20 protein-coding genes are annotated in these 26076 nt (G+C 63.1%); 14 read left to right on the forward strand and 6 right to left on the reverse strand.

Translation table 11 applies throughout. The features are described from left to right. Positions 1 to 7: 7 nt before the first annotated feature. The 4 genes from GNK13_RS07165 to GNK13_RS07180 all read left to right on the forward strand — a co-directional run bounded on the left by GNK13_RS07165 (position 8) and on the right by GNK13_RS07180 (position 5908). The gene (locus GNK13_RS07165; RefSeq protein ID WP_261345401.1) at positions 8 to 934 is read left to right on the forward strand and encodes an NAD(P)-dependent oxidoreductase; all 927 of its coding nucleotides are present in this window, start codon (positions 8 to 10) and stop codon (positions 932 to 934) included. Positions 935 to 1385: 451 nt separating this feature from the next. Further along, positions 1386 to 3125 (forward strand): NADPH-dependent assimilatory sulfite reductase hemoprotein subunit, encoded by a 1740-nt coding sequence (locus GNK13_RS07170; protein WP_164101826.1) that lies wholly within the window; start codon positions 1386 to 1388, stop codon positions 3123 to 3125. A 137-nt stretch (positions 3126 to 3262) separates the two neighbouring features. Further along, entirely contained in the window at positions 3263 to 4117 is an 855-nt protein-coding gene (locus GNK13_RS07175) for a fumarylacetoacetate hydrolase family protein (protein WP_164101827.1), read from the forward strand. A gap of 213 nt (positions 4118 to 4330) precedes the next feature. Further along, positions 4331 to 5908, forward strand: a complete 1578-nt coding sequence (locus GNK13_RS07180) for an aldehyde dehydrogenase (NADP(+)) (protein WP_164101828.1) — start codon at positions 4331 to 4333, stop codon at positions 5906 to 5908. A 182-nt stretch (positions 5909 to 6090) separates the two neighbouring features. Here the strand turns inward: GNK13_RS07180 and GNK13_RS07185 are convergent, their stop codons facing one another. Continuing rightward, entirely contained in the window at positions 6091 to 8577 is a 2487-nt protein-coding gene (locus tag GNK13_RS07185) for a dockerin type I domain-containing protein (protein WP_203545344.1), read from the reverse strand. A 267-nt stretch (positions 8578 to 8844) separates the two neighbouring features. Between GNK13_RS07185 and GNK13_RS07190 the strand changes: the two genes are divergently transcribed. Continuing rightward, a complete protein-coding gene (locus GNK13_RS07190) occupies positions 8845 to 10902 on the forward strand; it encodes a hypothetical protein (protein ID WP_164101830.1) in 2058 nt (685 codons plus the stop codon). A gap of 238 nt (positions 10903 to 11140) precedes the next feature. Here GNK13_RS07190 and GNK13_RS07195 read toward each other — a convergent pair whose 3' ends face one another. After that, positions 11141 to 12316, reverse strand: coding sequence for a DUF1207 domain-containing protein (locus tag GNK13_RS07195; protein WP_164101831.1), 1176 nt, complete (start codon positions 12314 to 12316; stop codon positions 11141 to 11143). 440 nt (positions 12317 to 12756) lie between these two features. On the opposite strand from GNK13_RS07195, the gene GNK13_RS07200 reads away from it, so the two are divergent. Beyond that, a complete protein-coding gene (locus tag GNK13_RS07200) occupies positions 12757 to 13791 on the forward strand; it encodes a hypothetical protein (RefSeq protein ID WP_164101832.1) in 1035 nt (344 codons plus the stop codon). Between the two features lie 150 nt (positions 13792 to 13941). On the opposite strand, the gene GNK13_RS07205 is transcribed toward GNK13_RS07200, so the two are convergent. Together GNK13_RS07205 and GNK13_RS07210 are read right to left on the reverse strand one after the other, a co-directional pair. Beyond that, the gene (locus tag GNK13_RS07205; RefSeq protein ID WP_203328968.1) at positions 13942 to 14442 is read right to left on the reverse strand and encodes a hypothetical protein; all 501 of its coding nucleotides are present in this window, start codon (positions 14440 to 14442) and stop codon (positions 13942 to 13944) included. A 242-nt stretch (positions 14443 to 14684) separates the two neighbouring features. After that, positions 14685 to 15167 (reverse strand): bacterioferritin, encoded by a 483-nt coding sequence (locus GNK13_RS07210; RefSeq protein ID WP_164101833.1) that lies wholly within the window; start codon positions 15165 to 15167, stop codon positions 14685 to 14687. A 455-nt stretch (positions 15168 to 15622) separates the two neighbouring features. Here GNK13_RS07210 and GNK13_RS07215 point away from each other — a divergent pair, with 455 nt between their 5' ends. Then, positions 15623 to 16189 carry a type 1 glutamine amidotransferase domain-containing protein gene (locus tag GNK13_RS07215; protein WP_164101834.1) on the forward strand — a complete coding sequence of 189 codons (567 nt, stop codon included), beginning with the start codon at positions 15623 to 15625 and terminating at the stop codon, positions 16187 to 16189. Here GNK13_RS07215 and lepA read toward each other — a convergent pair. Beyond that, positions 16186 to 17982 (reverse strand): translation elongation factor 4, encoded by a 1797-nt coding sequence (lepA, locus tag GNK13_RS07220; RefSeq protein WP_164101875.1) that lies wholly within the window; start codon positions 17980 to 17982, stop codon positions 16186 to 16188. The two genes, GNK13_RS07215 and lepA, sit on opposite strands and share 4 nt — an antisense overlap. 25 nt (positions 17983 to 18007) lie before the next feature. Further along, positions 18008 to 18913, reverse strand: a complete 906-nt coding sequence (locus GNK13_RS07225) for an alpha/beta hydrolase (RefSeq protein WP_164101835.1) — start codon at positions 18911 to 18913, stop codon at positions 18008 to 18010. Between the two features lie 525 nt (positions 18914 to 19438). Between GNK13_RS07225 and GNK13_RS07230 the strand changes: the two genes are divergently transcribed. Genes GNK13_RS07230 through GNK13_RS07260 form a run of 7 tightly spaced genes read left to right on the forward strand, consistent with a single transcriptional unit; the run spans position 19439 to position 26057 of the window. Then, positions 19439 to 20437 carry a DUF1559 family PulG-like putative transporter gene (locus GNK13_RS07230; protein ID WP_235934875.1) on the forward strand — a complete coding sequence of 333 codons (999 nt, stop codon included), beginning with the start codon at positions 19439 to 19441 and terminating at the stop codon, positions 20435 to 20437. Between the two features lie 56 nt (positions 20438 to 20493). Then, entirely contained in the window at positions 20494 to 20988 is a 495-nt protein-coding gene (locus GNK13_RS07235; protein WP_164101837.1) for a carboxypeptidase regulatory-like domain-containing protein, read from the forward strand. Positions 20989 to 21011: 23 nt separating this feature from the next. After that, complete coding sequence (locus GNK13_RS07240; protein ID WP_235934876.1) at positions 21012 to 22241, forward strand: PepSY-associated TM helix domain-containing protein; 1230 nt, start codon at positions 21012 to 21014, stop codon at positions 22239 to 22241. Positions 22242 to 22243: 2 nt separating this feature from the next. Continuing rightward, a complete protein-coding gene (locus GNK13_RS07245) occupies positions 22244 to 23410 on the forward strand; it encodes an ABC transporter substrate-binding protein (RefSeq protein ID WP_203328969.1) in 1167 nt (388 codons plus the stop codon). Then, positions 23403 to 24473 carry a FecCD family ABC transporter permease gene (locus GNK13_RS07250; RefSeq protein ID WP_164101839.1) on the forward strand — a complete coding sequence of 357 codons (1071 nt, stop codon included), beginning with the start codon at positions 23403 to 23405 and terminating at the stop codon, positions 24471 to 24473. The genes GNK13_RS07245 and GNK13_RS07250 overlap by 8 nt, the downstream gene beginning before the upstream one ends. Positions 24474 to 24520: 47 nt before the next feature. Beyond that, positions 24521 to 25249: an ABC transporter ATP-binding protein gene (locus GNK13_RS07255; protein WP_235934878.1), complete on the forward strand. Its 729-nt coding sequence runs from the start codon at positions 24521 to 24523 to the stop codon at positions 25247 to 25249. A 52-nt stretch (positions 25250 to 25301) separates the two neighbouring features. Then, the gene (locus GNK13_RS07260; protein WP_164101841.1) at positions 25302 to 26057 is read left to right on the forward strand and encodes a class I SAM-dependent methyltransferase; all 756 of its coding nucleotides are present in this window, start codon (positions 25302 to 25304) and stop codon (positions 26055 to 26057) included. The last annotated feature ends 19 nt before the right edge of the window (positions 26058 to 26076 follow it).

Here is a 26076-nt window from a genome sequence, read left to right on the forward strand (position 1 = left end):
GCGAACCGTGTCGGAATTAGCAATTGCACCGGGACAAACACGCCTCGGTTGGATCGGTACCGGCGTGATGGGCGCCAGCATGTGCGGCCATCTGCTCGACGCCGGCTACCAGACGACTTGCTTCAATCGCTCTCCGGAAAAGGCGGAGCCGCTGGTCGCCCGCGGAGCGAGTTTGGCGGGCAGCGTTGCCGAACTCGTGGCTCAGAGCGACGTCGTGTTCACGATGCTCGGCTACCCCCAGGATGTCCGCCAAGTCGTCCTTGGGAGCGACGGCATTTTGGCAGCTGCCCGCAGCGGCATGGTTTTGGTCGACATGACCACCAGTCAGCCGTCGTTGGCGATGGAGATTGCCGAAGCGGCCGAGCGGCAAGGAGTCGCCGCGGTTGATGCTCCGGTCAGTGGCGGCGACGTGGGGGCTCGCGAAGCCCGCTTGTCGATCATGATCGGCGGTCGCGAAGAAGTCGTCCGCACGCTCACCCCGCTGCTCGAACTCCTGGGCACCACGATCGTTCGCCAAGGAGGGCCGGGAGCAGGCCAGCACACCAAGATGGTCAACCAGACGCTGATCGCGACCAACATGATCGGTGTCTGCGAAGCGCTGCTGTATGCCCAGGCAGCCGAACTTGATTTGGAAACGGTCCTGCGGTCCGTCGCTTCCGGAGCCGCCGGCAGTTGGTCGCTGTCGAATCTCGCCCCCCGCATGATGGGCGGTGATTTTGCTCCGGGATTTTTTGTCGAGCACTTCATCAAGGATATGGGGATCGCACTCGACGAAGCCAACCGAATGGGGCTCGCCCTCCCTGGGCTCGCCCTGGCGCGGCAGCTCTACGAAGCCGTTCGAGCTCAGGGGCACGCTCGAGACGGCACGCAGGCGTTGATTTTGGCCTTAGCGACTCTCAACGCCCGCACCTGGCCGACCGGTGCGTCAGGCTAGGCGCTGTCAGCACCTAAACGACACCCTCCCCCCGGGCATTGATCTCTACACAAGTCGTACGACCTACCATCACCCTCCCCCCGGGAGGGTCGAGCGTCAGCGAGGGGAGGGAGAGCAACCCCTAACGATAGCCCCAAGTGAAACTTACCGTTGCGGAAACCCTCCCCGCTCGTTCCTCGCGACCCTCCCGGGGGGAGGGTGTTGGCTGTGCTTTTTCTAGCCCTTGGACTTGTGTAGAGACCCATGCCCGGGGGGAGGGTAATGCTAAGGAACGGTCCTCGTGCGAGACGCATCCACTTAGCTCAGGCGGAAAAGCCTGACCTGCGGGGAGCGCCTGAGTTGCCCGCGGGAATTTGGCGTGGTGAGTCGGCCGGAGGACCGGTATATTCCATAGGAATTGCCCCGCCTCGCCGTTTGAAACTGCATTTGTCACAAGGACCGTGCGGATAATATGTCCACCGATACTCCCCAATCCCCCGACACGCAGAAGCTGACTGCCTTCGAGAAGCTGAAGGAGGACAGTCGCTACCTGCGCGGCACGATCGCCGAGGAATTGAAGGAGCCGACGGACCATTTTGACAAAGACAACATCCAGCTGCTGAAATTCCACGGGATGTATCAGCAGGATGACCGCGACCTTCGCGGGGCAGCCCGCAAGGAAGGGGGCGGCAAGGCGTTCGGGATGATGTTGCGGTCGCGGATTCCGGGAGGCCGGATGACCAGCGAGCAGTTCCTCGCGGAACTCGACCTGTGCGACGAGTTCGGCAACGCCACGATGAAGATCACCACGCGGCAATCGATTCAGCTGCACGGGATCGCCAAGGGCAACCTGAAGCAAACGATCAAGCGGATCAACGACGTCCAGCTCTCGACGCTGGCCGCCTGCGGCGACGTCAACCGCAACGTCATGTGCTGCCCGGCCAAGCGGGCCGATGGACTGCACCAGGAGATTCAGGATCTTTCGCAGGATCTGGCGATGAGCCTGGCGCCGCAGACGACCGGCTACTACGAGCTGTGGATGACCGATCCCGAGACCGACGAGAAGACGCTGGTCGGCGGGCAACCGGAAGGAAGCGTCGTCGAGCCGCTGTACGGACCGCGTTATCTGCCCCGTAAGTTCAAGTGCGCGGTGACGCTGGCCGACGACAACTGCGTCGACATTTACGCCAACGACTTGGGATTTTTGGCAGTCGTACGCGACGGAAAGATCATCGGCTACAACGTGCTCGTCGGCGGCAGCATGGGAGTCACGCCGAGCGCCGCAAAGACTTTCCCGGCGCTGGCCAAGCGGATGGCGTTCGTGACTCCCGATCAAGTCATCGACGTGGCCAAAGCGGTGATCATGGTCCAGCGCGACTATGGCAACCGCGAAGACCGCAAACGGGCCCGCATGAAGTACTTGATCCACGACTGGGGGATCGAGCGGTTTCGGGCGATGGTCGAAGAATACTTCGGTTCGCCGCTTCAGGACTGCACGCCCGATGACGTCAGCGGCTTTGACGACCACATGGGCTGGCAGGAGCAAGGTGATGGGCTGTGGTCGTATGGCCTGAACATCGAGAACGGCCGCTTGTACGACAACGAGCATCGGCAGCTGAAAGAGGCGATGCGGGAGATATGCGGCAAGCTCAACCCGAACGTTCGCTTGACCGCCCACCAAAGCGTGATCTTCTGCGATTTGCAGGAGTCGGATCGCGCGGTGTTGGAGGAGATTTGCCGGCGCCATCGCGTGCCGTTGACCGAGGAGACCAGCACCGTCCGCCGCTGGTCGATGGCTTGCGTCGCGCTGCCCACTTGCGGGTTGGCGATCACCGAGAGCGAGCGGATTTTGCCGAGCATCATCGATTCGATTGAACAGCCGCTGGCGAAGCTCGGCCTGGATCGCGACGCCTTCACGATCCGCATGACCGGCTGCCCCAACGGTTGCGCCCGCCCCTACAACTCCGACATCGCCTTGGTCGGTAAAGCCAAAGGCAAGTACACCCTGTTCGCAGGCGGCGCACTGCTCGGCACTCGGCTGGCCTACATCTACAAAGACATGGTCCCCGAGGAGAGCGTGACCGAGGAGCTGATCGGGATCTTCGCGGCCTACAAAGCCAACCGCGAGCAAGGCGAGTCGCTGGGCGATTTCTGCCATCGCGTCGGCCGCGACGCCCTCGAAACGCTTGCCGCCGAAGCACCGAAACCGTGAAGGTAGTTGGTTAGCTGTTAGCGAGTTAGCTGTTAGCGAAGAAGCTAACCAGCCAGCTAATTGCTAACCAGCTAATTGCTAACCAGCTAATCCCACCGGGTGGCAGACGGCAAGCGCCAGCGGTTATCCTTGCGGCCATGAAACTTGCCAAATTCCGACTTCCCGACGGGAGCACGGCCGTCGGACGTGTCGCCGACGCTACGGTCCTCCCGCTCGTGCTCAGCGGATCGCCCTACGCTTCGCTCACCGAGCTGCTCGACGCTGAAGACGTGCCGCAGGCGGTCCGCGATCTGGAGACCCGAGAGCCGCTGCCGCTCGAGAGCGTCACGCTGCTCCCGCCGATCGATCGGCAAGAGGTCTGGGCGGCGGGGGTCACCTACAAACGCAGCCAGACGGCCCGGATGGAAGAGTCCGAAGCGGCCGCTTCCTGCTACGACCGGGTTTACAACGCCGACCGTCCGGAGCTGTTCTTCAAGGCCACGCCGCATCGCGTGCGTGGACCCGGCCAGCCGCTGCGGATTCGCCGCGATGCGACGTGGAACGTTCCCGAGCCCGAATTGGCGCTGGTGCTCGATCGGCGGCTGCGGATCGTCGGGCTGACCGTTGGCAACGATATGAGCTCGCGCGACATCGAGGGCGAGAATCCGCTCTACCTGCCGCAGGCCAAGTGCTACGACGCCTCCGCCGGACTCGGCCCCTGGATCCTGCTGCTCGAAGGACCTCCCGACCGCGCTTCGCTCCGCATCCGCTTAGTCATCCACCGTCAAGGCCAAGAGGTCTTCGCGGCGGAAACCTCGGCGGCAGAGATGGCGCGGAGTTTGGAGGATTTGGTCGGCTGGCTCGGCCGCGACAACGTCTTTCCCGACGGAGCAATTCTGATGACCGGAACGGGGGTCGTGCCCGATGCCGACTTCACCCTCGCCGCCGGCGACCTCGTCGAGATCACCATCGACGGAATCGGCACCCTTGCGAATCCCATCATCCAGGGATAGCAGCGGCTAGCCCTCACCCGTACTCAGCGCAGCGGTACCCCCACTCGTACTCAGCGCAGCGGTACTCGTACTCGTACTCAGCGCAGCGGTACTCGTACTCAGCGCAGCGGTACTCGTACTCGACCCGTCAGCGCTGAGAGCGAGTACGAGTACGAGTACGAATCTAAAACCTGAAGCCTGAAACCTGAAACCTTAAACCTGAAACCTCAAAAAATGTCCACCACTGAACCTGTCCTGATCGCTGGCCGTTGGCGCGACGCGGACGCCACCAGCACTTTCCAGGCGACCGATCCGAACCGCAGCGAACCGATCGAGAATCGCTTTCCGGTCAGTTCGTGGGCCGATTGCGACGAGGCACTTTCGGCGGCAGTGGTCGCATTCGAAGAAATGCGGACGCTTCCGCGAGAGACGATTGCGGCTTTCCTGGAGCGCTATGCCGATCGGCTCGATGCAGCCAAAGAGCGGTTGGTCGAACGAGCGTACGCGGAGACGGGGCTGGCCAAATCGCCTCGCCTGTCCGACGTCGAGCTGCCGCGGACCAGCGGCCAATTGCGGAAGGCGGCTGCGGCGGCGCGGAGCGGCGACTGGGCGATGCCGACGATCGATACCCGAGGCGGCTTGCGGTCGTGCTTTCGGTCTCTGGGGCCGGTCTGCGTGCTCGGACCCAACAACTTCCCCTTTGCCTTCAACAGCGTTTCGGGCGGGGACTTTGCTGCCGCAATCGCCGCTGGCAATCCGGTGATCGCCAAAGCCAACAGCTCCCACCCTGGGACTTCGCAGTTGTTGGCTGAAGAAGCAGCTGAGGCGGCGCGGGAGACAGGGATGCCGGAAGCCGCCGTGCAGCTGATCTATCGGACCAGCCACGAGGACGGTGAGCGGCTGGTCGCGGATCCACGGATCGGAGCGACCGGGTACACCGGCAGCCGCACCGCGGGACTGAAACTCAAAGCGGCTGCCGATCGCGCCGGCAAACCGATCTATCTGGAGCTTTCGAGCGTCAATCCGGTCGTCGTCACCCCTGGGGCGCTCCGCGAGCGGGGGGAAAAAATCGCCGACGAGTACGTGACCAGCGCATTGATGGGGAGTGGCCAATTTTGCACCAATCCCGGGATCTTGGTGCTGCCGGCAAGCGACGACGCCGAGCGATTCATCGCGACCCTGGCCGAACGCTACGGAGCGACCGCCCCGGGAACCCTGCTCTCGCCCGGTGTTGCCAAATCGCTGAGCGAAGCGATCGAGGTGTTGCAAGCGGCGGGTGCGGAAGTGTTGACCGGTGGCGGTCCGGCTGAGACCGGTCGGTGCGCCGTTCCCAATACTCTGCTACGGACGACGGCAAAAAAATTCCTCGGCGATCCCGAACGGTTTCAAACCGAGGCTTTCGGGAACGCCTCGCTCATCGTCGTCGCCACCGACACCGTGCAGATGGTCGAGGTGATTAAAGCTCTCGAAGGCAACCTGACTGGCTGCATCTACGCTGCGGCCGAGGGGGAAGAGCAGGACTACGCGAAACTGGCGTACGCGCTCGAGCCCAAGGTCGGCCGGTTGCTGAACGACAAGATGCCCACGGGCGTCGCGGTCTCGCCAGCGATGAATCATGGCGGCCCCTACCCTTCGACTGGACACCCCGGATTCACGGCCGTCGGGATCCCTGCTTCCTTGGTCCGCTTTGGCAAGCTGACTTGCTTTGATCAGGTTCCCAATCAGCGGTTGCCCGAGCTGCTCCGCGATGCGAACCCCACCGGCAGCACCTGGCGGTACATCGACGGCGAATGGACCCAGAAAAGTTTGTAGAGTCTGCGCGAAAATCGTTAAGCCACCCCCGAGGGGTGAAGGGAGGCTGATCGGATCTAGCACGGACGATCCATCAGCCGCCACGCGCTAGCGTCCGGTTCTCACGGCGTTTTCGGAAACCGGGGGCTAGCGCCCGGCGGCTGATTCGACGCGCCGAACCGAACACATGAGAAATTCGGGCTCTAGCCGTTAGACCCGATGCCGGTGAAGAAGTCGTCGTACGACTCGAGCGTCTCCCGCGATGCGTCTTTGCCCCTCTCGGACTCGTCGAGTGGTACCGACTCGTCGAGTGGTAGGGGGCCGCAGTAATTCGTCTCCCGCCCGGTGGCCGTGGCGGCGACGAGGGCTTTGCTCTTCGTCGAGCTGTCGACGATTTCCTCACCCACCGCCCACTCCAGCGATCGGCTTTCGCCTTCTCCACTCAGTCCGCTCTCAGGCGAGCTGCTTCCTCCGGCGATTGCACCGCCGGTCTGACCGCTCGGAGGAGCTTCGGCTTGGCCGGTGCCTTGGCGGTTGATTTTGTTGATGATGATCAATGCATCGAGCGGAGTGATCACCCCGTCGCCGTTGACGTCGTAAAAGTAGGTGTCGTCGCCGCCGGTCAACGAGAGGTCGCCGACCAGCACCGGACCGCCTTGATTGAGGATATTGATCACGATCAAGGCATCGAGCGGATCGGTGCGTCCGTCGCCGTTGACGTCGGTCGGTCCGGTCGGGTTGTGCAGCGGCAACTCGTTGGAGGTGACGGTCAGGACGAATTCTTTGGAGAAGCTGCCACTGATTTCGCTGGCGGTGATGGTGACCAGGATCTCCTCCTGGTCAGCGCGACGCACAAACACACCGTCGCGGAGTTTGAGAGTGCCGTCGATGATTTCGAAGCGGCTATCGTCGACGCTCAGGGTGTGGTCGTCCGAATCGGGATCGATCACTCGCACCGTGCTGACGAAACAACCGGGCGTCTTCTCAGGAACTTCTTGACGGTCGAGCCGGATGTCGATGATCGCTTCGTTCACGTCGGTGACGGTGATCACCAACGTCCGCGTCGCGAGCGTCTCGTGCGTGTCGACGGTCGCGAGCACGATCTCGACTTCCACGACCGGCTCGAGCTCGTGATCGAAAGCGACGTCGGGCGCGAGCCGCAATTCGATCCCGTCGAGGACAAACCGCTCGTCCTCGACCCGCAGCTCGACCTCCTTATTCGCATCGACTCCGGTGACCTGCAGGTGGGCGATCAAGGCCCCGAAATCGTTCTCCGCAACCGACGCATCGCCCGGATCGATGTTGCCCTGCTGGATAAATCCGGCCCGGCTCGCTGCAAGCCCGCTCGCGTAATCTTCGCCTTGGTAGGCGTCGAAGAGCGAATCAACGGTGCGGGAATCGATGCGCGAATCGCCCCCCACCGCCGAGCGGCGTAGATCGAGGCGATCGACCCGCATTCGCGTGACTCCCGCCGAACTGCTGAGCAGCAAGCGGTTGCCCCCGTCGGCCAGGGCCAGCCCGCCGACGATTTCGGCCGCCGCCAGCCCGAGCGGGAGCGTGTGTCGGATCCGTCCTTCGCGGATGTCGAAAACTTGCAGCGACTGATCCTCGCGGACGCCGAACAGCCATTCGCCGCGGGCGTCGAGCGCGACCGGGCCGGTCCACTCGGGCAAGCGATGGAGAGCCGCAAAGCGATTCGCCCCGTCGAGAACTTGGATCCCGCCGTCGATGTGCCGGGCGATAACCAAACTCGAGGCGTCATCGAACAGCAAAACCTCGCCAACCTCGGCCAGCGTCTGCTCGGATCCGGCGACCGGTGCGTTGCTGCGGGTGCTCCACAGCGACACGTGGCGACCGGGCGCCGCCGGTTCCGAAACCACCGCCAACGGGCCGCTCGAGGAAGCCACCACGCGCGTTTCCGCGGCCAGCTCGCTGGTCGCCTCACCGACCCGCAGCTCGCCCGAAACGGAATCGACCTGCACGCTCCACGGCGCGACCTGAAGCTCGGCGGCCCCTTCCGTTTCGGTCGAAGAACGCACCGCCGGAATCAGCACTCCCCGATCACCATAAGCCACTGCCGCGGCGAACACATTGCCGCTCCACTCGGCCTCGGCAACCGGCTCCCAGTCGCCGCTGGCGAACGAAACCACGACCGCCGCCGGCACACCACCGGCGGCCTCCGCTGCAGACCCGGTCGTATCCAGCGTGGCCAGAATCCGTCCGTCGCTGAGGAGCTGAGCCGAGAGGATCGGAGCCGGCAGCTCGAGCGTTTCGACTCCGCCGGTCTCGAGGTGGATCTGGTTCAAAAAGGAGCCGCGAACGGCGTAGGCTTCGCTTCCGGCTCCGGAGACGAGCTCCCCACCGGCAAAGCCATTTCCGGCAAAAGCTCCGCCCAACAGCTGTTCGGCGACCGTCAGCCCCTCGACGAACCCGGCCGGCAGCTGACCGGCGGTCGCCCCGCTCGGTGAGCTCGAGAAATCGAGATAGACGACTCGCAGCTCCGAGCCCGTCGTCGGATCGGTCGGCTGCGGCGATGGTCCCACCTCGCCAAATACTTGACCGGCTAGGCTCGCCAGCACTCGCCGTTGATCGAGCAACTCGAACTTGAGGGACCGTTGCTGCGAGCGCGCGGGGCGCCGCAAACTCGTCGGACGCTGTCGCGAATGGTGGGAGGAACCCAGATTAGCCATAGTCAGCAGAATTAGGCGTGCTCGAACGAGATGATTCACATCACTCTACCGCACCGCTTCGGGGGTTGGAAGGATTTAACGCCAGCGAAGTGCCCTAGGTTCCGCGAAATCCTCGACACCCGACCGGCGGGGCCGCATAATAAGAAGCCTCCCTCAGCCCCCTCGTTCTAGCCGGCCCCCGATTGGCTGGGCTGAAATCAACTCGTTTCTCTTCCTCCCACGAGCGGCTGGGCTTCCTGCCGGGACTCAGCCGACCGCGAGCCGCTCATGAAGATCGACATTTACAAGAAAAGCATCCTGGTCACTTGGGCGGCTCTATTCCCGCTGGGAGCGGGGATCGGAGGCTGTGGGTCGTCCGAGCCCGTCGCTAGCTCGACCAGCTCCAGCGGCGGAGCGGCTCCCGCGCCTCCTGGGGATCTCGTCCCGCCCGGTGAACCCGCTCCGGCCGGTGAACCCGCTCCGGCCGGTGCGATGCCGCCCCCCGGCGACCCGGCGATGAGCGATTCGGCCATGGGCGATCCGGCGATGGATCCGTCGATGGGTATGGATCCGGCGATGGGGATGGATCCGGCGATGGGTATGGATCCGGCGATGGAGCCGGGGATGGAGATGGGCATGGATGATGCCGCGATGGGTTACGGCGAAATGCCCGGCGGAGCAGGTTATGGAGCGGGTTACGGAGCGGCGGGACGCGGGGCTGCTGACGCGTCGCTCGGTGCCTTGGTCAGCTCGCTCGCCGCCGCGTCGCAGATCGAAGCGACTCGATTCCCCGCCGACTACTGGGGGCAAGCCGAGTTGGCCTTCCGGCAAGGCTACGAACAACTCGCCCTGGAACTGCTCTACGCCCACTTGGCGACCGAGCCGGCCGAGGCCGCGCAGCGATATGAGCAGGTTCGGCTCAGCCGGGCTCTGGGGCGACCGGCCTGGTTCGCCCGCTGGGGACTGTCGATTTCGGTCCGCCGGGCCGACGGTTACGCGGGGGAGATCGAGCCGATCACGAGCAAGATGCGGTCCGGCGGCGGCGGAGCTGGAGGGCCCGGGGGCGCGATGATGGGAATGGAGCCGGAGATGGGCCTGGGAATTCCCGGAGCTCCCGGAACTCCGGGCAGAAACCCGAACGCTGCAGGAGCCTCGCAGGATGTCGTCGGCAGCGTCTCGCTCGAGGCGATCGAAGAGAACCTCGGCCTGTTTGCGACCGTGACCGCGGAGAACTTCGACCGCCGGTTTGCGGCAGGCGACTATTCGCCCGCCTTCGCGACGCTGGTCGCACAACCGGCCCTGGCGGCTCAGCCGGCCGAAGGAGCTCGCGGGGCCGCTGGCGATGCGGCGATGCTCCCCGGCGACCCCGCTATGACCCCAGGCGGTCCGATGACCCCAGGCGGTCCGATGACCCCAGGCGGTCTGGCCGGAGGCATGGCTGAACCGGGGATGGGAATGGCTGACGCCGCAATGGCGGGGATGGCGGAACCGGGAATGGAGATGGGGATGGAGCCGGCGATGGGGATGGAGCCAGGAATGGAAATGGGAATGGGCCCAGGAATGATGGGGATCGGAGGCGGTCGCCAGCGAGGAGCTGCCGAGGCGATGGTCTCGACCGTCCCGGCCTTGCCCAAGCCCCACCCTCGGTGGCGGCCGGGCATCGTCTACCTCGGCGAACTCGGCTATCAGGAAGCGATCGCGGCCGCCGGTGAAGCGGGCGTCGACTTCCTGATCCACTTCGACGTCTCGGTCGAAGAGCGCCGCCGCACCGAGGAAGTGGTCAATGAGACGCGGGCTCGCGTGGTCAACGTACGGAATCCTGACAAACCGGTCGGTCTGTCTCGCAAGCTGTCGAACATGGACGTCAAAAACCGCCTTCGCGTCCGCGAGAACGTTTCGCGAGAGAACGCCGGACGGGAGACTGCCGCGGCACCCCAGGCTGGGGCGGCACAGGAGGATGTCGCTCGCGAAATGGTCGTCGAAGCGCTCGAACCGATGTTCGCGGCGATCGACCGCGATCTGAAGTTGGTGGAGATGCCCGGCTTGAGCGAGGCCCAGGTTCGCGCCCGCGTCGGCTCGTTGATTACCAGCAGCGTCGACAAGCCGCTCGAGGCGCTAGCCGAGTTTCAGCTCTACCGCAGCCGCGGTCAGTTGACCGAGGAGGAGATGACGACCGCCACCGAGTTGCTGATGGGCGACGACGGGCTGCGGCTGTTGCTCGGCAGCGAAGCCGATCGCCGCGAGGTGCTCTCGGAGCTGCGCCCACGGCTAACGGCCTACGGGGAACTCGGGATGCAGCCCCCGACCGCCGCGGACCCGAAAAATTCATCAGCCGCCGGGCGCTAGCCCGGATTATTCATCAGCGGCCGGGCGCTAGCCCCCGGTTCCCGAAAGCGCCATCAGCCGCCGGGCGCTAGCCCCCGGTTCCTTTTACCCTCCCCCCGGGAGGGTCGGGCTCTTAGGCCCGGGGAGGGCCAGCTGAATTCGTCGTCGCTCAAGGCTCGACGTCCCGCGTCTCCCTCCCCGCTCGTCCCTCGCGACCCTCCCGGGGGGAGGGTTCCGTTGCGGTGTTCTGACAGAGTCCTCAGAAGTCGTACCACAGTCCGGCGCCGATCAGTTCCTCGTGATCGTCGTAGAACGAGAACTGGTTGCTCTTGCCGTTGTAGTAGTGCAGCCCGGTGCGGAGCAGACCGGTGTCGTAGCCGCTTCGCCAGGCCCATCCGGCTTGGACCGTGACCGATCCGCCGTAATCGACTTCTTCCTGCAATCGGCCGTTGATCGCGTAGAACGGGGCTCCGCGGAGGCCCGTCGCGCGGCGAGGCGCGCTCTCGATGCCGAAGGTGAACTCCCACGGCTCGCAGACGTCGTAGTAGAAGGCCCAGCCCGCTTCTCCATAGATCCGCGTCTGCTCGGTCAGCCAATACGCTCCGCCGATGAACAGCACGTCGCGGCTGTAGTTCAACCGGTCGAAGGTGGGGAGGCGAATCAAAAATTCATCGCCCACATGCGAACTCAGGTGGTAGTACCCAAAGCGGGTCTGGAAGCGGCCAAAGGAGACCGCGATCGGGACCCCGGCGCGGAAGTCGACCGCCCGCACATCGTGCTCCCGGTCCATATCCAGCCGCACTTGAGCCGAGCCTTCGATGTCCGCTTGAACGCCTCGCTTGAACGGTCCCGGCGTAGCATCGACGTAGCGGAAGATGCCGAACCGGCCTCCCAGCGTCCCGTCGAGCAGCGTGCCGTCATCGGTCGCTTCGATCCACTGCCCCGCCAGCCGCGACGCTTTGGTGTCGGCCAGGTAGAACGGGTAGAGCGATTCGTCGGGCAAGAACTCCCAGTGGTATCCGTTGCATTCCCCGCACTGGCACGCCGTGCTGGCAAAATCTTCGCTGCTGAAACTCCCTTCCCCGAATTCGCTCGCCATCGTCGATAACCAGCCGGGACGACTCACGATTCGCCCCTCGCTGGGCTCGACAGGAGCGTCACCGTACGCAGCGGTGGCGACTCGCGGAACCGGAGCCGGAGAAGCAGCTTCGTAGTAGGCCGCCATGTCGGGACGATCGTCCGCCTCCGCACCCCGCACCCGGCCGTTGCCAAAAACCACCCACACGGCGGCGGCGACGAGCAGGTAAACCCAGGACAGCTTCGCCACGGCGAGCAACTGCAGGCGACTGTGGTAAACGAGCGTCGCTGGAACCGCGATGACGGTTCCGGCGGAGCGGTGACCACAGTGCGTGAAGGACGGATGGTGTCGGTGCATGGAACTTCTGGTGTCCGCTCAGGAAGGACCCGGACGATAGGATCTGTCTCGATTCATCGGCCCGTGCTCCGCCCAATTCGCGTCGAGCAACGACTCCGCCGACCACTTTTCCCACTCTGACTATTTTTCCTGTCCGTTCGCTGCTGCCCGATCCCTCCGACTCGAACGCTCCGGAGAGGGGGGTAGGCATGCGATTCGGGTGGTTCGCCGGCGCGACCGACACGTTTTCCCCAGCCCCAAAACCTCCCGCTCCACGAGCCTCGGGAACAAAACCTCCAGCCATATCCCTCCCTCGGCCAGTTTGTGGTGCCAAATACCCGGCGGGGCTTTCACTCGCCCTGCCCGGGCCGTACCGTTCCCAAGTGACGCGAGGCACCTCTCGAAACGCCTCCTTGCCACGACCCGCTCCCGAGCCCTTCTCACGCAATACAAGGCCACTGATGGAAAGCGACCTCGAATACGAAGTGCCGTTTGAAACCAGCGACGACTCGACCCCCGAGGCCGTCACCCCCGCGGCCGTCACCCCCGAGGCCGTTTCGGAGGATGTCGTTTCGGAGGACGCCGCTTCCCTGCCTGCCGGTTCACAGCACGAGGTTTTGCAGGACGAGGTTTTGCAGGACGAGGTTTTGCAGGACGGTGCTTCACTGGAAGACGGTTCGCTGGAGGATGCCGCGGAAGCCTCCAGCGAACCGTTCATCGGCCAGTGGAATCGGTTGATCAGCAGCACCAACTGGGAGAAGGGGCGAATTATCAGCGAGTGGCGCGCGCGGCTCGAGGCCGATGGGGCGGCCGCAGCGGAGTATTCCGATGAAGCCTGGGCGCGTCGCGTGGGCGGAGTGACAGCTCCCCACGTCGGCCGCCTCCGCCGCGTCTACCAACGCTTCGCCGACCAGTACGAGACGTACCCCGGGTTGTACTGGAGCCACTTCCTGGCGGCCCTCGACTGGGACGATGCCCCGCTTTGGCTCGAAGGGGCCGTGCGGAGTGGTTGGAGCATCTCGCAGATGCGCCAGCAGCGGTGGGAAGCCAATGGAGCCCGCCCCGAGGACCAACCGCAGGCGGCCGAGATCGTCTCGAGCGACACCGACGAGGACGTGGTCGTGCCGGCTCAGGGAGGCGGCAACGAGGGGCGGAATGAAGGGCGGTTTGAGAACGAACCGGACGGGATTTCCGCCGGACCCGTTCGCGAAGAACCCGACTTTGGCGACGCCGATGACGCCCCGTTCGCAGCCGGGGACGACCCTGCCGCCGCCGCCGAAGGAGAGCAGGACAATCTCGATGGCCCCGGCTCGCCGTCGCTCGTGCAGCCGTTCGCCGGTTTGCCCGACCTTCCGGCCGACATGAGCGAAGCCCTCGAGATGTTCAAGCTGTCGATCATCCGTCACAAAGCGGACGGTTGGCGAGACGTCGCCCCCGAAGCGGTCATCCGGACCCTCGAAGGCCTGACCATCCTCGTCAGCTCCCGCTCGGAGTAATTTTAAGCAGTGCACAGCGGTCGGTGGCTCAGTCGTTTAACGGCAAGCCGAAGGCGACTGCTTATGAAACACAGTCGCCTTCGGCTTGCCGTTAAACGATATTTCCTCGAGCGGTCCCGCTGCGAACGAATTCAATGTGGCGCTGCCCAGCTACTCTGACCTGCCGGCGAGCAGCTTGTACGCGTAGCCGGCGGCAAGGCCTCCAAGGGTGTACCAGCTGATCGCCATCGCCTGGGTTGCCGCGGTGCGGCCGCTCGGGGATTCGCCGAGCCCCATCCGCGGCGGCAAGGCTACGGCGCCGATTCCCGCGGCCAACCCAAGCAGCGTCCCTCGCACCGGTGCCGTCTCCGGTTTGCCCGTGGCGACCAGACTGTAGTACACGCTGTTCGAGACAATGTCGCCAACCAAGGCGGCCTGATGCAGATGCGGCTGCGACGGGGGCTCCAGGTCGAGCGCCCGCATCGTTTTCGCGATCGTGCGTTCCCCGAGCGTATCCATCCGCGGCGCTTCGGCGACGCAGCATCGGGCCAACTGATGCACGGCGGTGAGCGCCAGGGCGCCGGCTAACCCGCTCGCTAGAGCTTCGAAACCGGTATGGGACTGGGAATGGGCCCCTGCCCTTAACGCCATCAATGTCTGTAAGCCTGACATCTCCAAAGCTCCTGAAGTCACTCTGCGGCTGATGTTTCCGTGGCGCTGCGCGTACAGCCCCGGGGGGAGCGCCCTGGTGCAACTGATGCGCCTTGCCTTGGCCAGCCCCGCTGCGCTGGCCGAGCGCTCGCCGTCGCTGACTCCGCACCTGGCCGTCGAGAAAGTACGTTCGCCTTTCCAGGCGGACATTCGAAGTGCCCTCAGTTGGGCTCAAAAAGTCTGAGGTGCGTCGCCCGAGCGACCTATTCGTCTTCGCCAGGGGCCGACATGTGTTTGGCGATGTAAGCCGGCTCGCCCAGCCGCTTGATCAGGTCGAGCTGCAGTTCGAGCCACGACATGTGCCCTTCCTCGTCGACGACGATCCGCTCGAAAAGCATCCGCGAGCCGATGTCACCGGCGTCGGCGGCTTGTCGGGCGGCGGTGGTGTAGAACGCAATGGCTTCTTGCTCGTCGGCCAGGTCCGCTTCGAACATTTCATTCAGCGACTTGGCCGTGCTCGGTGATTTGGCGAATACCACGTCGGGCTCACCCTTGAGAAACAGGATCCGCTCGATGAAGGCATCGGAGTGACCGAGCTCTTCCTGCATTTCCTCCCGCATCTTGTCGGCGAGCCGGTCGATCCCCCAGTCGTCGAGCACGCTGGCGTGCAGTTGATACTGGTGGGCGGCCGTCAATTCCATGGCCAGCGAAGTTTGCAGGTTTCGCAGCGTGTCAGCACGGGTCATCGGTGAATCAACTCAGGAGGGAGGGGAAAAAGTTAGGGGAGGCCAGCAGCGGCCGTTATAGGGGTGCTTCGAAAGCTCGAGCAATCCCTATGCCAATGTCTCGGCCGCCCGAGCAGGCGCTCAGCCGCCCGAGAAGGCGCTCGACCGCCCGAGCAGGCGGCTGCGGGCTGCTTCGCCAGCAGCCCCAGTAACTTGCTGCTGGCAACCTCGTGACCTGCCGCTGGCAACCTCGTGACCTGCCGCTGGCAACCTGGTGACTTGCCGCAGCCACTGCTCCCACGCTTCCGGCACTCGCGAGCGACTCGCCTGGCGCGCAGTCTGCACTCCGCTTCGCCACGAAGCCCTCTGGCTTTCCGAACAAGCTCCACTCAGCAGGCTCGTGGCTTCTCGTGGCTTGTTGACAGAGTGCTCTAAATACCGCTCCCCCCCCTCGACTCTTCAGGAGATCCGCTCCGATGGCAGCTCAACCCCTTCAAGGAAAACGCATCGCCCTGCTGGCAACCGATGGTGTCGAACAGGTCGAATTGACCGAGCCCTGGGAAGCAGTCAAGAAGGCCGGGGCCACCGTGGAACTGATCTCCCTCAAAGCGGGCAAGATCCAAGGCGTGCATCACGACGAAAAAGGGGATCAATTCCCCGTCGACAAAGTGATCGACGACGTATCGGCGGAAGATTACGACGGACTGCTCCTCCCGGGTGGCGTGTTCAACCCCGATGCGCTACGGATGAACGAGGTCGCAGTCGACTTCGTCCGCGACTTTTTCAAACAGTCCAAACCGGTCGCCGCGATTTGCCACGGCCCCTGGATGCTGGTCGAAGCGGGCGTCGTCGAGGGGCGGACGCTCACGTCGTGGCCGAGTGTGAAGACCGACATCCGCAACGCGGGCGGAACTTGGGTCGACCAGGAATGCGTCGTCGATCAAGGACTGGTAACCAGCCGCAAGCCGGACGACCTAAAGGCTTTCTGCGGCAAAGCGGTGGAGGAATTCGCCGAAGGCAAACATGCCAGCCAGACCGCCTAAGCCTTGTCCGCTCGGAGCACCGAGATAAAAGCTTTTTGAGGAATATTGACGCTGCCGAACTGCTTCATCTTCGCCTTGCCTTTCTTCTGCTTTTCGAGCAGCTTTTTCTTCCGCGTCACATCGCCTCCGTACAGTTTCGCGGTGACGTCCTTGCGGTAAGGCTGGATGGTGGCCCGTGCGATAATCGTCCCGCCGATGGCACCTTGAATCGGAATCTTGAACTGGTGCCGCGGAATCGCCTCGGCCAATTGCTCGCAGTAATGCAGCGCCCGAGCCCGCGCCTTATCGCGGTGCACTAAGTAGGAGAGGGCGTCGACCGGTTCTTTGTTGACGAGGATATCGACCTTGACCACATCGGTCGGTCGATATTCGATCGGAACGTAGTCGAAGGAACCATACCCACGCGTGATCATTTTGAGTTTGCCATAAAACTCGAACAGCACTTCGCCGAGCGGCATCTCACTGGTCACTTCGACGCGGCTCGAGGTGAGGTAGTTCATCGTTTGGCTCTCCGAACGATGCTCCCTGCAGAGCTCCATGACTGGCCCGACGTATTCCTCCGGGATCAGGATCGACGCCTTGATATAAGGTTCTGTCGCGGACTCGATGTTCGTGGGATCCGGCCAGTTACTGGGGTTGTCGACTTCGATGGTCGTGCCGTCTTTGAGCGACAGCTTGTACTTCACCGAGGGGGCCGAAATCACCAGTCCAAGATCGAATTCTCGCTCCAGTCGCTCCTGGATCACGTCCAAGTGGAGCAGCCCGAGAAAGCCGCAGCGGAAACCGAAGCCGAGTGCGGCGGAGCTATCCTTCTCGAATGTCAGCGCAGCGTCGTTGATCGACAATTTTTCGAGCGCCTTCGTCAGGTCCTGATACTCATCGGTGCTCATCGGGTAGATCGACGAAAAGACAACCTGCTTCGCTTTTTGGTAGCCGGGAATCGGTTCAGCGGCCTGGTGGTCGAGCAGCGTCAGGGTGTCGCCGATCTCGATGTCCTGGACGCTCTTGACTCCCGCGACGATGTAACCAACTTCGCCAGCACTCAGCTGTGGCTTGGGGTTGAGCTGCAATTGGTTGTAGCCCAGTTCGTCCACTTTGTAGTCGCGTCCGGAATGCATGAAGTGGATCGTGTCGCCCTGCTTGAGCGTTCCCTCCATTACCCGGCACTGCAGAATCACGCCGCGATACCGATCGAAGTGGGCGTCGAAGACGAGCGCCTTGAGTGGGGCTTCGGGATCGCCTTGAGGAGGAGGTAGGTGTTTGACGATGCCCGCCAAAACCGCTTCGATTCCCTCGCCGGTCTTCGCGGAGACGGGGATTGCTGCAAACGGGTCGAGTCCCAGGTCCGCCTCGATCTCCTCGCGCGCCCGGTCCACATCCGCCGCAGGCAGATCGATCTTGTTAATGACCGGAAGGAGCTCCAGGTCATATTCAAGCGCGAGATAGAGATTGGCGATCGTCTGCGCCTCGACTCCCTGAGAAGCGTCGACAAGGATCAGCGCTCCTTCGCAGGCCATCAGCGAGCGTCGCACCTCGTGGGAGAAATCGACGTGGCCGGGCGTATCGATGAGGTTCAGTAAATAATCGTCGCCTTCCGGCGTGCGGTAGTTCAGCGTGATCGTGTTGCTCTTGATCGTGATCCCCCGCTCACGCTCGATATCCATCGAATCGAGCATTTGGTCGTGGAATTCACGCTGTGTCACCGCTCCACAGGCTTGAATCAAGCGATCGGCGAGTGTCGATTTTCCATGGTCGATGTGCGCGATGATGCAGAAGTTGCGAATGCGTTTCATTCTTTCAATCATGTTTATAAGTGGTTCAGTTGCCCTGGCCCTTCAGGTGCTTGTTCAGGAACTCGAGGACAACCGGTCGCAGGTCGCGTTGTTTCGGTTGCAGATGAAACGTGTGGGGAGCATCCGGGATGATGATCAATTGGTGCTCCACGCCCGCTTCCTGAAGGGCTGCGGCGAAATCTTCCGAATCGCTCACGGCCACCGTCGTGTCGGCGGTCCCATGCAGGATCAAGACTGGCGGATCCGCGGGATCAAGATGCGAGAGCGGCGTGATCTGCCGACACAGCTCGGGAGCTTCTTCGCACGACTTCCCGATCAACCGCCGAACCCGGTGATCGACGCGAGCCATTGGACCGTACATGTCGATCACCGCTTGCACGCGGCAGGAGATGTTCGGATACGGCTCCGACGGATCGAGCCCCGACTCCGGCCCCGTCACGCCGACCATCGCTGCTAAATGGCCTCCGGCCGAGCCGCCGATGACGCCGATGTTTTCGGGATCGATCTGAAGGCGATCGGCGTTGGCTCGCAGCCACTGCACGGCGACTTTGCAATCGTGAAGATTCTGCGGCCAGATGGGCGGACCGCTTCTCGGCTGCAGGAGGTAGTTGATGCTGATGCACACGTACCCGTTCTGAGCGAGCGTGGTACCGATATTCTGTTCGCGGCTCGCTCCCTTGTCGCCTCCCGACCAGCCGCCACCGTGGATGATCACGATGCCCGGGTAGCGTGCGGCGGCGTCGCTCGCCGGCGGCAGATAAAGATCGCCCTTCTCCGCCCGCTCAGGACCGAGGTAGGCAACGTCCTTTTCCACCCGCACGTCTCCAGGGGCGGCGGAAGCCTGCGGAGTGACTCCCAGGCAAAGCACGGGGGCCCCCAGGCCGAGCACCAAGGCACCGAGCAGACGAATTGAGCGGCAAGCGAACCTCATGGCAGCATTCTCGGGTTAGGGACTTCGGATGAGCGGGCAAGCAGTTCTTCGACGCCAGTAGAACGCAAACCGCCGCTCGAGCTCAATCGCCTGGCCGGTGGCCGGTGGCCGGTGGCCGGTAGCCGGTAGCCGGTAGCCGGTAGCCGGTAGCCGGTAGCCGGTGGCCGGTGGCTGGTAGCTGGGGGCCGGTGGCCGGTGGCTGGTAGCTGGTGGCCGGTGGCCGGTGGCCGGTGGCCGGTGGCCGGTGGCCGGTGGCCGGTAGCTGGTAGCTGGGGGCTGGTCGTGGCGGGGACCTGATGGCCCTCTCGAGGGGGGGCAGCGGTGCATATTTCGCCACGGCGGACAAACGGCCGTCCTCCACCCAGCCCGCCCTTGCAGAGCACTCGATTCGGGGTTTAATGAAACTCAGTATCAAGAAAGGTCGGAGGCGGAACGGTCGGCGGCGGTCGCTTGCTCCCCTGTCTCGATGCTCTCCTGCCCTGACACCCCACCCCGACGCCCCCCTGAGTCTGGAGGTCCTCTCCCATGATGACTGTCGTGACAGCCACTCCGCCGCACGCAGGGCGGCGGAAGTCACCCGCGGGGTTCACCCTCGTGGAGTTGCTCGTGGTGATCGCCATCATCGGGGTGCTTGTCGGCTTGCTCTTGCCGGCGGTGCAGGCGGCGCGGGAAGCGGCCCGTCGCATTCAGTGCACCAACAACCTCAAGCAGGTGGGGCTGGCGATGCACAACTACCACGACACCTTCCGCTCGCTTCCGCTGCCGGACGTCGGCGTCTCCTACGGCTCGGCTCCCTGGCTCAGCAGTTGGTCGCTGGCGATCCTCCCGCAACTGGAACAATCGGCCGCCTTCGATGCGTTCGAACCGAATGCTCCCAACGGCGTCTCGGATCAAGTCAATCAGGATGTGGTGGGGATGCAGTTGTCGGTGTTTCGCTGTCCGACGACCCCCCGCTCCGGGCTGTTGCAGGGAATTATCGAGGACCAGGTCTCCGCGACCTTCAATCCGAATCTAGTAGCCGGCACGGGCGACTATTTCATTGCTCGCAGCTACCGCGATCCCGCGTTTACTCCTAGCGAGATCGTCGGCGCGTTGTTCAACGGCTCGACCAGCGTGGACTGGAGCCAACCGGGGGTTCGCTTTAGCAGTATCACCGACGGGTTGAGCAACACGATTTTTTGCTTTGAGCGGAGCGGCTTCCCCGACATCCGCAAGCGCGGCAACGTCCAGAAAGATCCCAGCGAGTACGTCTATCCGTTCGTCGTGGACAACCATTTCAATGGCTGGTGGGCCTCGATCCAACACGACCGGATTCGCAGTTGGACCTACGACGGCACGCAGTACTACGGTCCGTGCGTGATCAATTGCACCAACGACTGGGGTGGCGCGTATTCATTCCATCCCGGCGGGATGCAGGTCTCATTGGGAGACGGTTCGGTGCGGTTCTTGGGAGAGACGATCGACAAAGGAACTTTTCGAGCACTCGTAGGCAAAGCCGAAGGGGAAGTGGTGGGCGAGTTCTAGCCAAAGACCCGCCCCCCGCCAAAAATTGCCACCCGCAGAGTCCAAGAGTGCCAGCCATGGATCCGAAACTGCCGACTACTTTTGCCGCCTGCGCAGCCGCTTGCCTCGCCGCGGCGCTGGCGGGCTGCGGAGGCCCCGCCGCCTACGATGCCATTCCTACGCATCCCGCCAGCGGGCAGGTCACCGTCAATGGTGTCCCCGCCAAGGGGGCAATCGTCCGGCTCTATCCGAAAAGCCCGCAGCCGGGAGCCAAATACCCTTTGATGCCGAGCGGGAAAACCGACGAGGCCGGGGTCTTTCACCTCACCACCTACGAGGATGCCGACGGGGCTCCTGCCGGAGCATACACGCTCACGTTGGAATGGCCCGATCCCGCGTGGCGGCCGCCCGGTGGGGGAATGCCCCCGCCTCCTCCCGATCGCTTGCAGGGGCGGTTTTCCGATCCGGAGCAGTCGCAGTTCGAAGTTCGCATCGTTGAAGGCGAGAACGATATTCAACCGATCGTGTTGGAAGACGTTCCCATTCTCGAAGGATCGTCGCTGTCAGAATGACTCAGCGGCTGCGAAAAAGCTGGGTGACGATCCATCTCTGGCTCGGGCTGAGCCTGGGAGCGTTGTTCGTTCTGACGGGGCTCAGCGGTAGTCTGCTGGTTTTCGACCATGCGATCGATGAACGTCTCCATCCTAACTTGCTGCTCGCTGCACGCCGCGAAGCGAACGATCCTCGACGTCAGGTCCCACAGACTCCGATCTCGCCGGACTGGAGCCGTATCGATGCGGTGCTTGCCGCCGCCGCATTGGCTTATCCCGACCCACTGGCGGCCAAATCTTTCATCGAGCCGCCGCGGACTCCCGATGGGGTCTGGACCATCTGGTGTCGCAATAATTACGGCGAGGCAACCGGCTACACCCAAGTCTATGTGGATCCCACAACGATTGACGTGACCGGTTGCCGCACGTGGGGTGAGTACTTCGTGAGCTGGATCTACCGGTTGCACGATGAACTGCTGCTGGGTGAGTTTGGGCGGACGGTCGTGGGCCTGACGGGCCTAGCCCTGATCGTGTCGATCGCCACCGGAATCGTTCTGTGGTGGCCACTCTGGAAGCACAGTTGGAGAGCCGCGTTTGCCCTCCGCGGTGGCCGGCGGTTCCACTACGATCTGCACAAAACCTTAGGCATTGTCAGCGGGGTCATATTGCTGGTGATCGCTTGCACCGGCGTCTATCTCGTCTTCCCAGGATGGGTGAAGCCCGCAGTCCAACTTTTTTCGGCCGAGACGGTTCCCGCCGCTGCGAAGCTCCAGTCGACTCGGCAAGCAGGCCAGGCTCCGATCTCTGCCGCAGATGCAGCGGAAATCGCCCGAGGAGTCTTTCCCGAGGGAGTGCTGAAACGTCTGCAGTTTCCACCCGATCCTGACGCTACATACGTCGCGAGAATCCGGGGCGCGGGCGACGTCCGACACAGTTCCGGGAACAGCCGCGTTTGGATCGATCAGTACAGCGGCGAAGTGCTCGCGGTTCGAGATTGGAATCGCCGCACGGCAGCCGATACGTTTTACGCTTGGCAGTTTCCCTTACATAACGGCGAAGCGTTTGGGCTCGTCGGGCGGTGGGTCGTCTTTTTCACCGGACTCGTCCCGGCCGTGCTGTACGTCACAGGGTTCGTGCTGTGGTGGCGAAAGCGGCAATCGCGCCAGCGGCAATCGCGCCAGCGGCAATCGCGCCAGCGGCAATCGCGCCAGCGGCAACTTCGCCAGCGGCAACTTCGCCAGCGGCATCACGGCGGTGCAAGTCGAGGAGTTTGAAGGTGCGCATCAGAGCGGCCGCTGCAATCCTGTGGGTGTGTCTCCTTGGCATCGGTCTCTGGCAAGCGACGGCTCCAAGCGTCGATTCCGAAACGGTGGGAGAAAGCTATCTCGAGGTTACGGATCTAGCGGGACGGAAGGTCGTCCTCCGCCAACCGGTCGAGCGGGTGGTATTGTTGCGGAGCCTCGGCATCTATGAGTTAGCGGCGGTGTTGGGGGATGACATCGACGATCGCTTGGTCGGTTGGGACTCCTCGCTCGAGTCGGGCGACCACGACACCTACCAGGCTTTCGTTGAGCGTTTTCCCCGCCTCCAAGAAATCCCGGTGTTGGGCGATTCGCTCCGTGACACGGTCAGTGCCGAAGCCGTGCTCGCCTTAAAGCCTGATCTGGTGATCCTGAACACGTATATGCGAGATCGCCATCACGAAGGCGTCGCCCGGCTGGAGCAAGCTGGCGTTCCGCTCCTTTACTTAGATTTAAGTGATCCATTCGAGGGGCCGCAGGAAAGTGTCTTGCTGCTGGGGAAAGTGCTGGGAAAGGAAGAGCGAGCACAAGCGATCGCCGGTTGGATCGATCAACACCTGGATGAGGTTTTCAAACGTCTCGAAACCATACAGTCGCCGGCTCCATCGATTTACTTAGAGGCTGGCACGCAGGGCGCTGGCGAATATGGGAACACGTTTGGCACCGATGGTCACGGCAATGCGGTCAACTGGGGCAGCGTGCTAAGCCAGCTTCGCTGTCGCAACGTGGCGGCGGAGAGTGTCACCGGCGCGTACGGAATGGGACGGATTCGGCCCGAGTATCTACTGGCGGTGAATCCCGAGGTCGTGGTGATCACGGGAGCTCACTGGTCCGCCTATCAAGACAGCCTCCGCCTGGGGTATTTCGCCGACGCAGCGGAGTCGCGAGGGCAATTACAAAAGTATTTATCGCGCCCGGGATGGAGTGAGCTGGAGGCGGTCAAGCATGATCGCGTGCACGGAATTCATACACGTTTTGGCAGCCATGTCATGAGTTTTGCCGCCGCTTCGCAGATCGCCAAATGGCTGTATCCAGCCGAGTTTCAGGATTTCGACCCGGAAGCGGACTGGCGTGAATTCCACGAGCGGTTCATGCCGCTGCAATATGGCGGTACGTGGATGGTCAGCCTGCGAGATGAGTGAATTACGGTACCGTCGCGCGGGGGCTCACGACGCTGTTCGGTCTCATCACCATGTTTCGCGTCGGCGGTTGGCGGCCATCGCCTGTATGGTGGTTGTACTGGCCACAACCGTCCTGCTCGATGTACTGACCGGACCCGCCGGGTTAACGCTCTTCGACGTTCTCGGGACACTCCTGCATCCCGAGGCTGCGGACCCCACGTTGCGAACGATCGTCTGGACCTTTCGCTTGCCGACAGCTCTCATGGCACTCCTGGTCGGCGCGGCACTGGGTATCGCAGGGGCTGAAATGCAGACCATCTTGAACAATCCCCTCGCCAGTCCCTTCACGTTGGGAGTCTCTGCGGCCGCGAGTCTCGGTGCGGCACTCGCTATCGTTTTGGGCTCTCTTTCGCAGCTGATCCCAAGCGAATTCCTGATCCCTGTGAACGCGTTTCTCTGGGCTCTCCTCGGCGCGGCAGCGATCTACGGAATCGGCCGGATCCGAGGTGGATCCACCGAAACCGTAGTAGTTGGCGGAGTGGCGCTGCACTTTCTGTTCAGTTCTGGCGTCGCGTTTCTTCAGTACGTCGCTTCGGAAGATGCGTTGCAATCGATCGTCTTCTGGATTTTTGGGAGTCTGCAAGGAGCGAGCTGGAGTCGACTTGGCATTTTGGCAACGGTAGTTGCGTTGGCCATCGCACTTTTGCTGAGCCGGGCCTGGCGCTTGACGGCTCTGCGACTCGGTGACGAACACGCGAGGAGTTTAGGGATCGAGGTGCAGCGCCTTCGCTTGCAGACTTTAGTCCTCATCTCGGTGCTGACAGCGACCGCAGTCTGCTTTGCTGGAGCGATCGGTTTCATCGGGCTGGTGGCGCCGCACCTGGCACGGATGGCGGTGGGAGAAGACCAACGATTCTTTTTGCCAATGTCGGCGATCTATGGGGCTCTCCTCGTCTCGGTGGCGGCACTGGTCAGCAAGGCGGTTCTTCCAGGGACCGTATTTCCCATTGGGATTGCCACGGCCGCAATCGGGGCTCCGTTTTTCGCGGGCGTGGCGCTCCTCAAACGGAGAGCCTACTGGTGATCCTACGGGCGGACAGCATCTCCTTCGGGTACGGTCGGGAGAGCGTTTTGAGAGATATTCAAATCGCGCTCAAGCCGGGGATCACTGCGATCATTGGTCCCAATGCGGCTGGCAAGTCCACGCTCCTCAGATGCTTGAGTGGTCTGCTCAAGCCCCAGGGGCAGGTGTGGCTCGATAACCGCGATATCCGCAGTCTTCCGTCCTCCGTCTTGGCGTCGGCCGTCGCCTATCTTCCTCAAGATTTTTCACCCCGAGCCGTTCTGACGGTATTTGAAACGGTGCTGCTCGGCCGCTTGCATCGGCTCGGTTTGCGGCTGACGCCGGAGAACACCGGAGCGGTGGAAAGCCTGCTCGAGGAGCTGCACCTGACTGATATCGCTAGCCGCTATATCAACGAACTGAGCGGCGGACAGGCGCAGATGGTGGCTTTGGCGCAGACGCTCGCGCGAGAGCCCCAGATCCTAATGCTCGATGAGCCGACGTCGAATCTCGATTTGCGTCGCCAGTTTGAAGTCGGCTCCTTGATCCGGGAACTGACCGATGCTCGCGGGCTTAGTACCGCGATCGCCCTCCACGATCTGAGCTTAGCGGCCCGCTTCGCCGATACAGTCTACGTGCTGCAAGACGGGCGCGTGCATTGCTCGGGTGAACCCACGGCTGTCCTCACCGAGCAGATGATCGCGACGGTCTACGGCGTTGAATCGCGGGTCTCGGTGGGTGGACTGGGACGGCCGCTGGTCACGATCCTCGGACCTTGCGAGGCCGACCATTCGTGAGTTTCAATTTGGCTCCAGCCCCAAACTCAAAATAGCCTTATTAGGAACAGTGATGGCGCGCGACGAGGAGATGAAGCGTATTTTCCGCGAGGGCTGGTGCAACGAGAGCGTCGTTTCCCACCGAGTCACCCGCTTCATCGACGGCGAGTTTGGGTTTGGGCCGTCGCGGCTAGCGTGGCGTGAAGCGCTGCGGCAGGCAGCCTCGTCGTGCGAAGGCCGCCGAGCGCTCGATATGGGGACCGGGCCAGGAACAATCGCCCAGATTTGGGCGGAGTTGGGGTATCAGGTCACCGGAGTCGATTTTTCCCCCACCATGTTGACCGCCGCGCGGGCTGTTGCCATGCGGCAGAAGTTGGCGATCCAGTTGGTGGAGGCCGATGTGGAGCGGCCCCCCTTCCCCGCCGCAGCGTTCGATCTGGTGTCGAGTCGAGCTGTGCTGTTCACGCTTCCGCACCCGGGCTATGCCGTTGCAAGATGGGTCCAGCTTCTCCGCCCCGGAGGGTTGTTGGTGCTGATCGGTGAGAACGCGCCGACCGAACAAGAACGGATCGAACGACAATATCGGCCGGCCGCCGGTTGGAGGCCGAGCGAGGAATACCTTGCGGCCCTGGAGCAGTTGCCACTTCGAGAGCATACCGACTCGGTCGCGCGGGTCGTGATGGAGGCTGCCGGCCTCGAGTCGATTCGCACCATCCCCATGCGGGCGGTCACCGAAGCGAGACGAGAACACGAAACACTCGAGCCCGAGTACGGTGTTCTGCAGGGAACGCCTTACATCCTGGTCGGCCGCCGTCCCTCGGCAGGCTGAGCTGGATTGCTTAACAGTC

The sequence above is a fragment of the Candidatus Laterigemmans baculatus genome (assembly GCF_010367455.1).
Lineage (GTDB): Bacteria > Planctomycetota > Planctomycetia > Pirellulales > Pirellulaceae > Laterigemmans > Laterigemmans baculatus.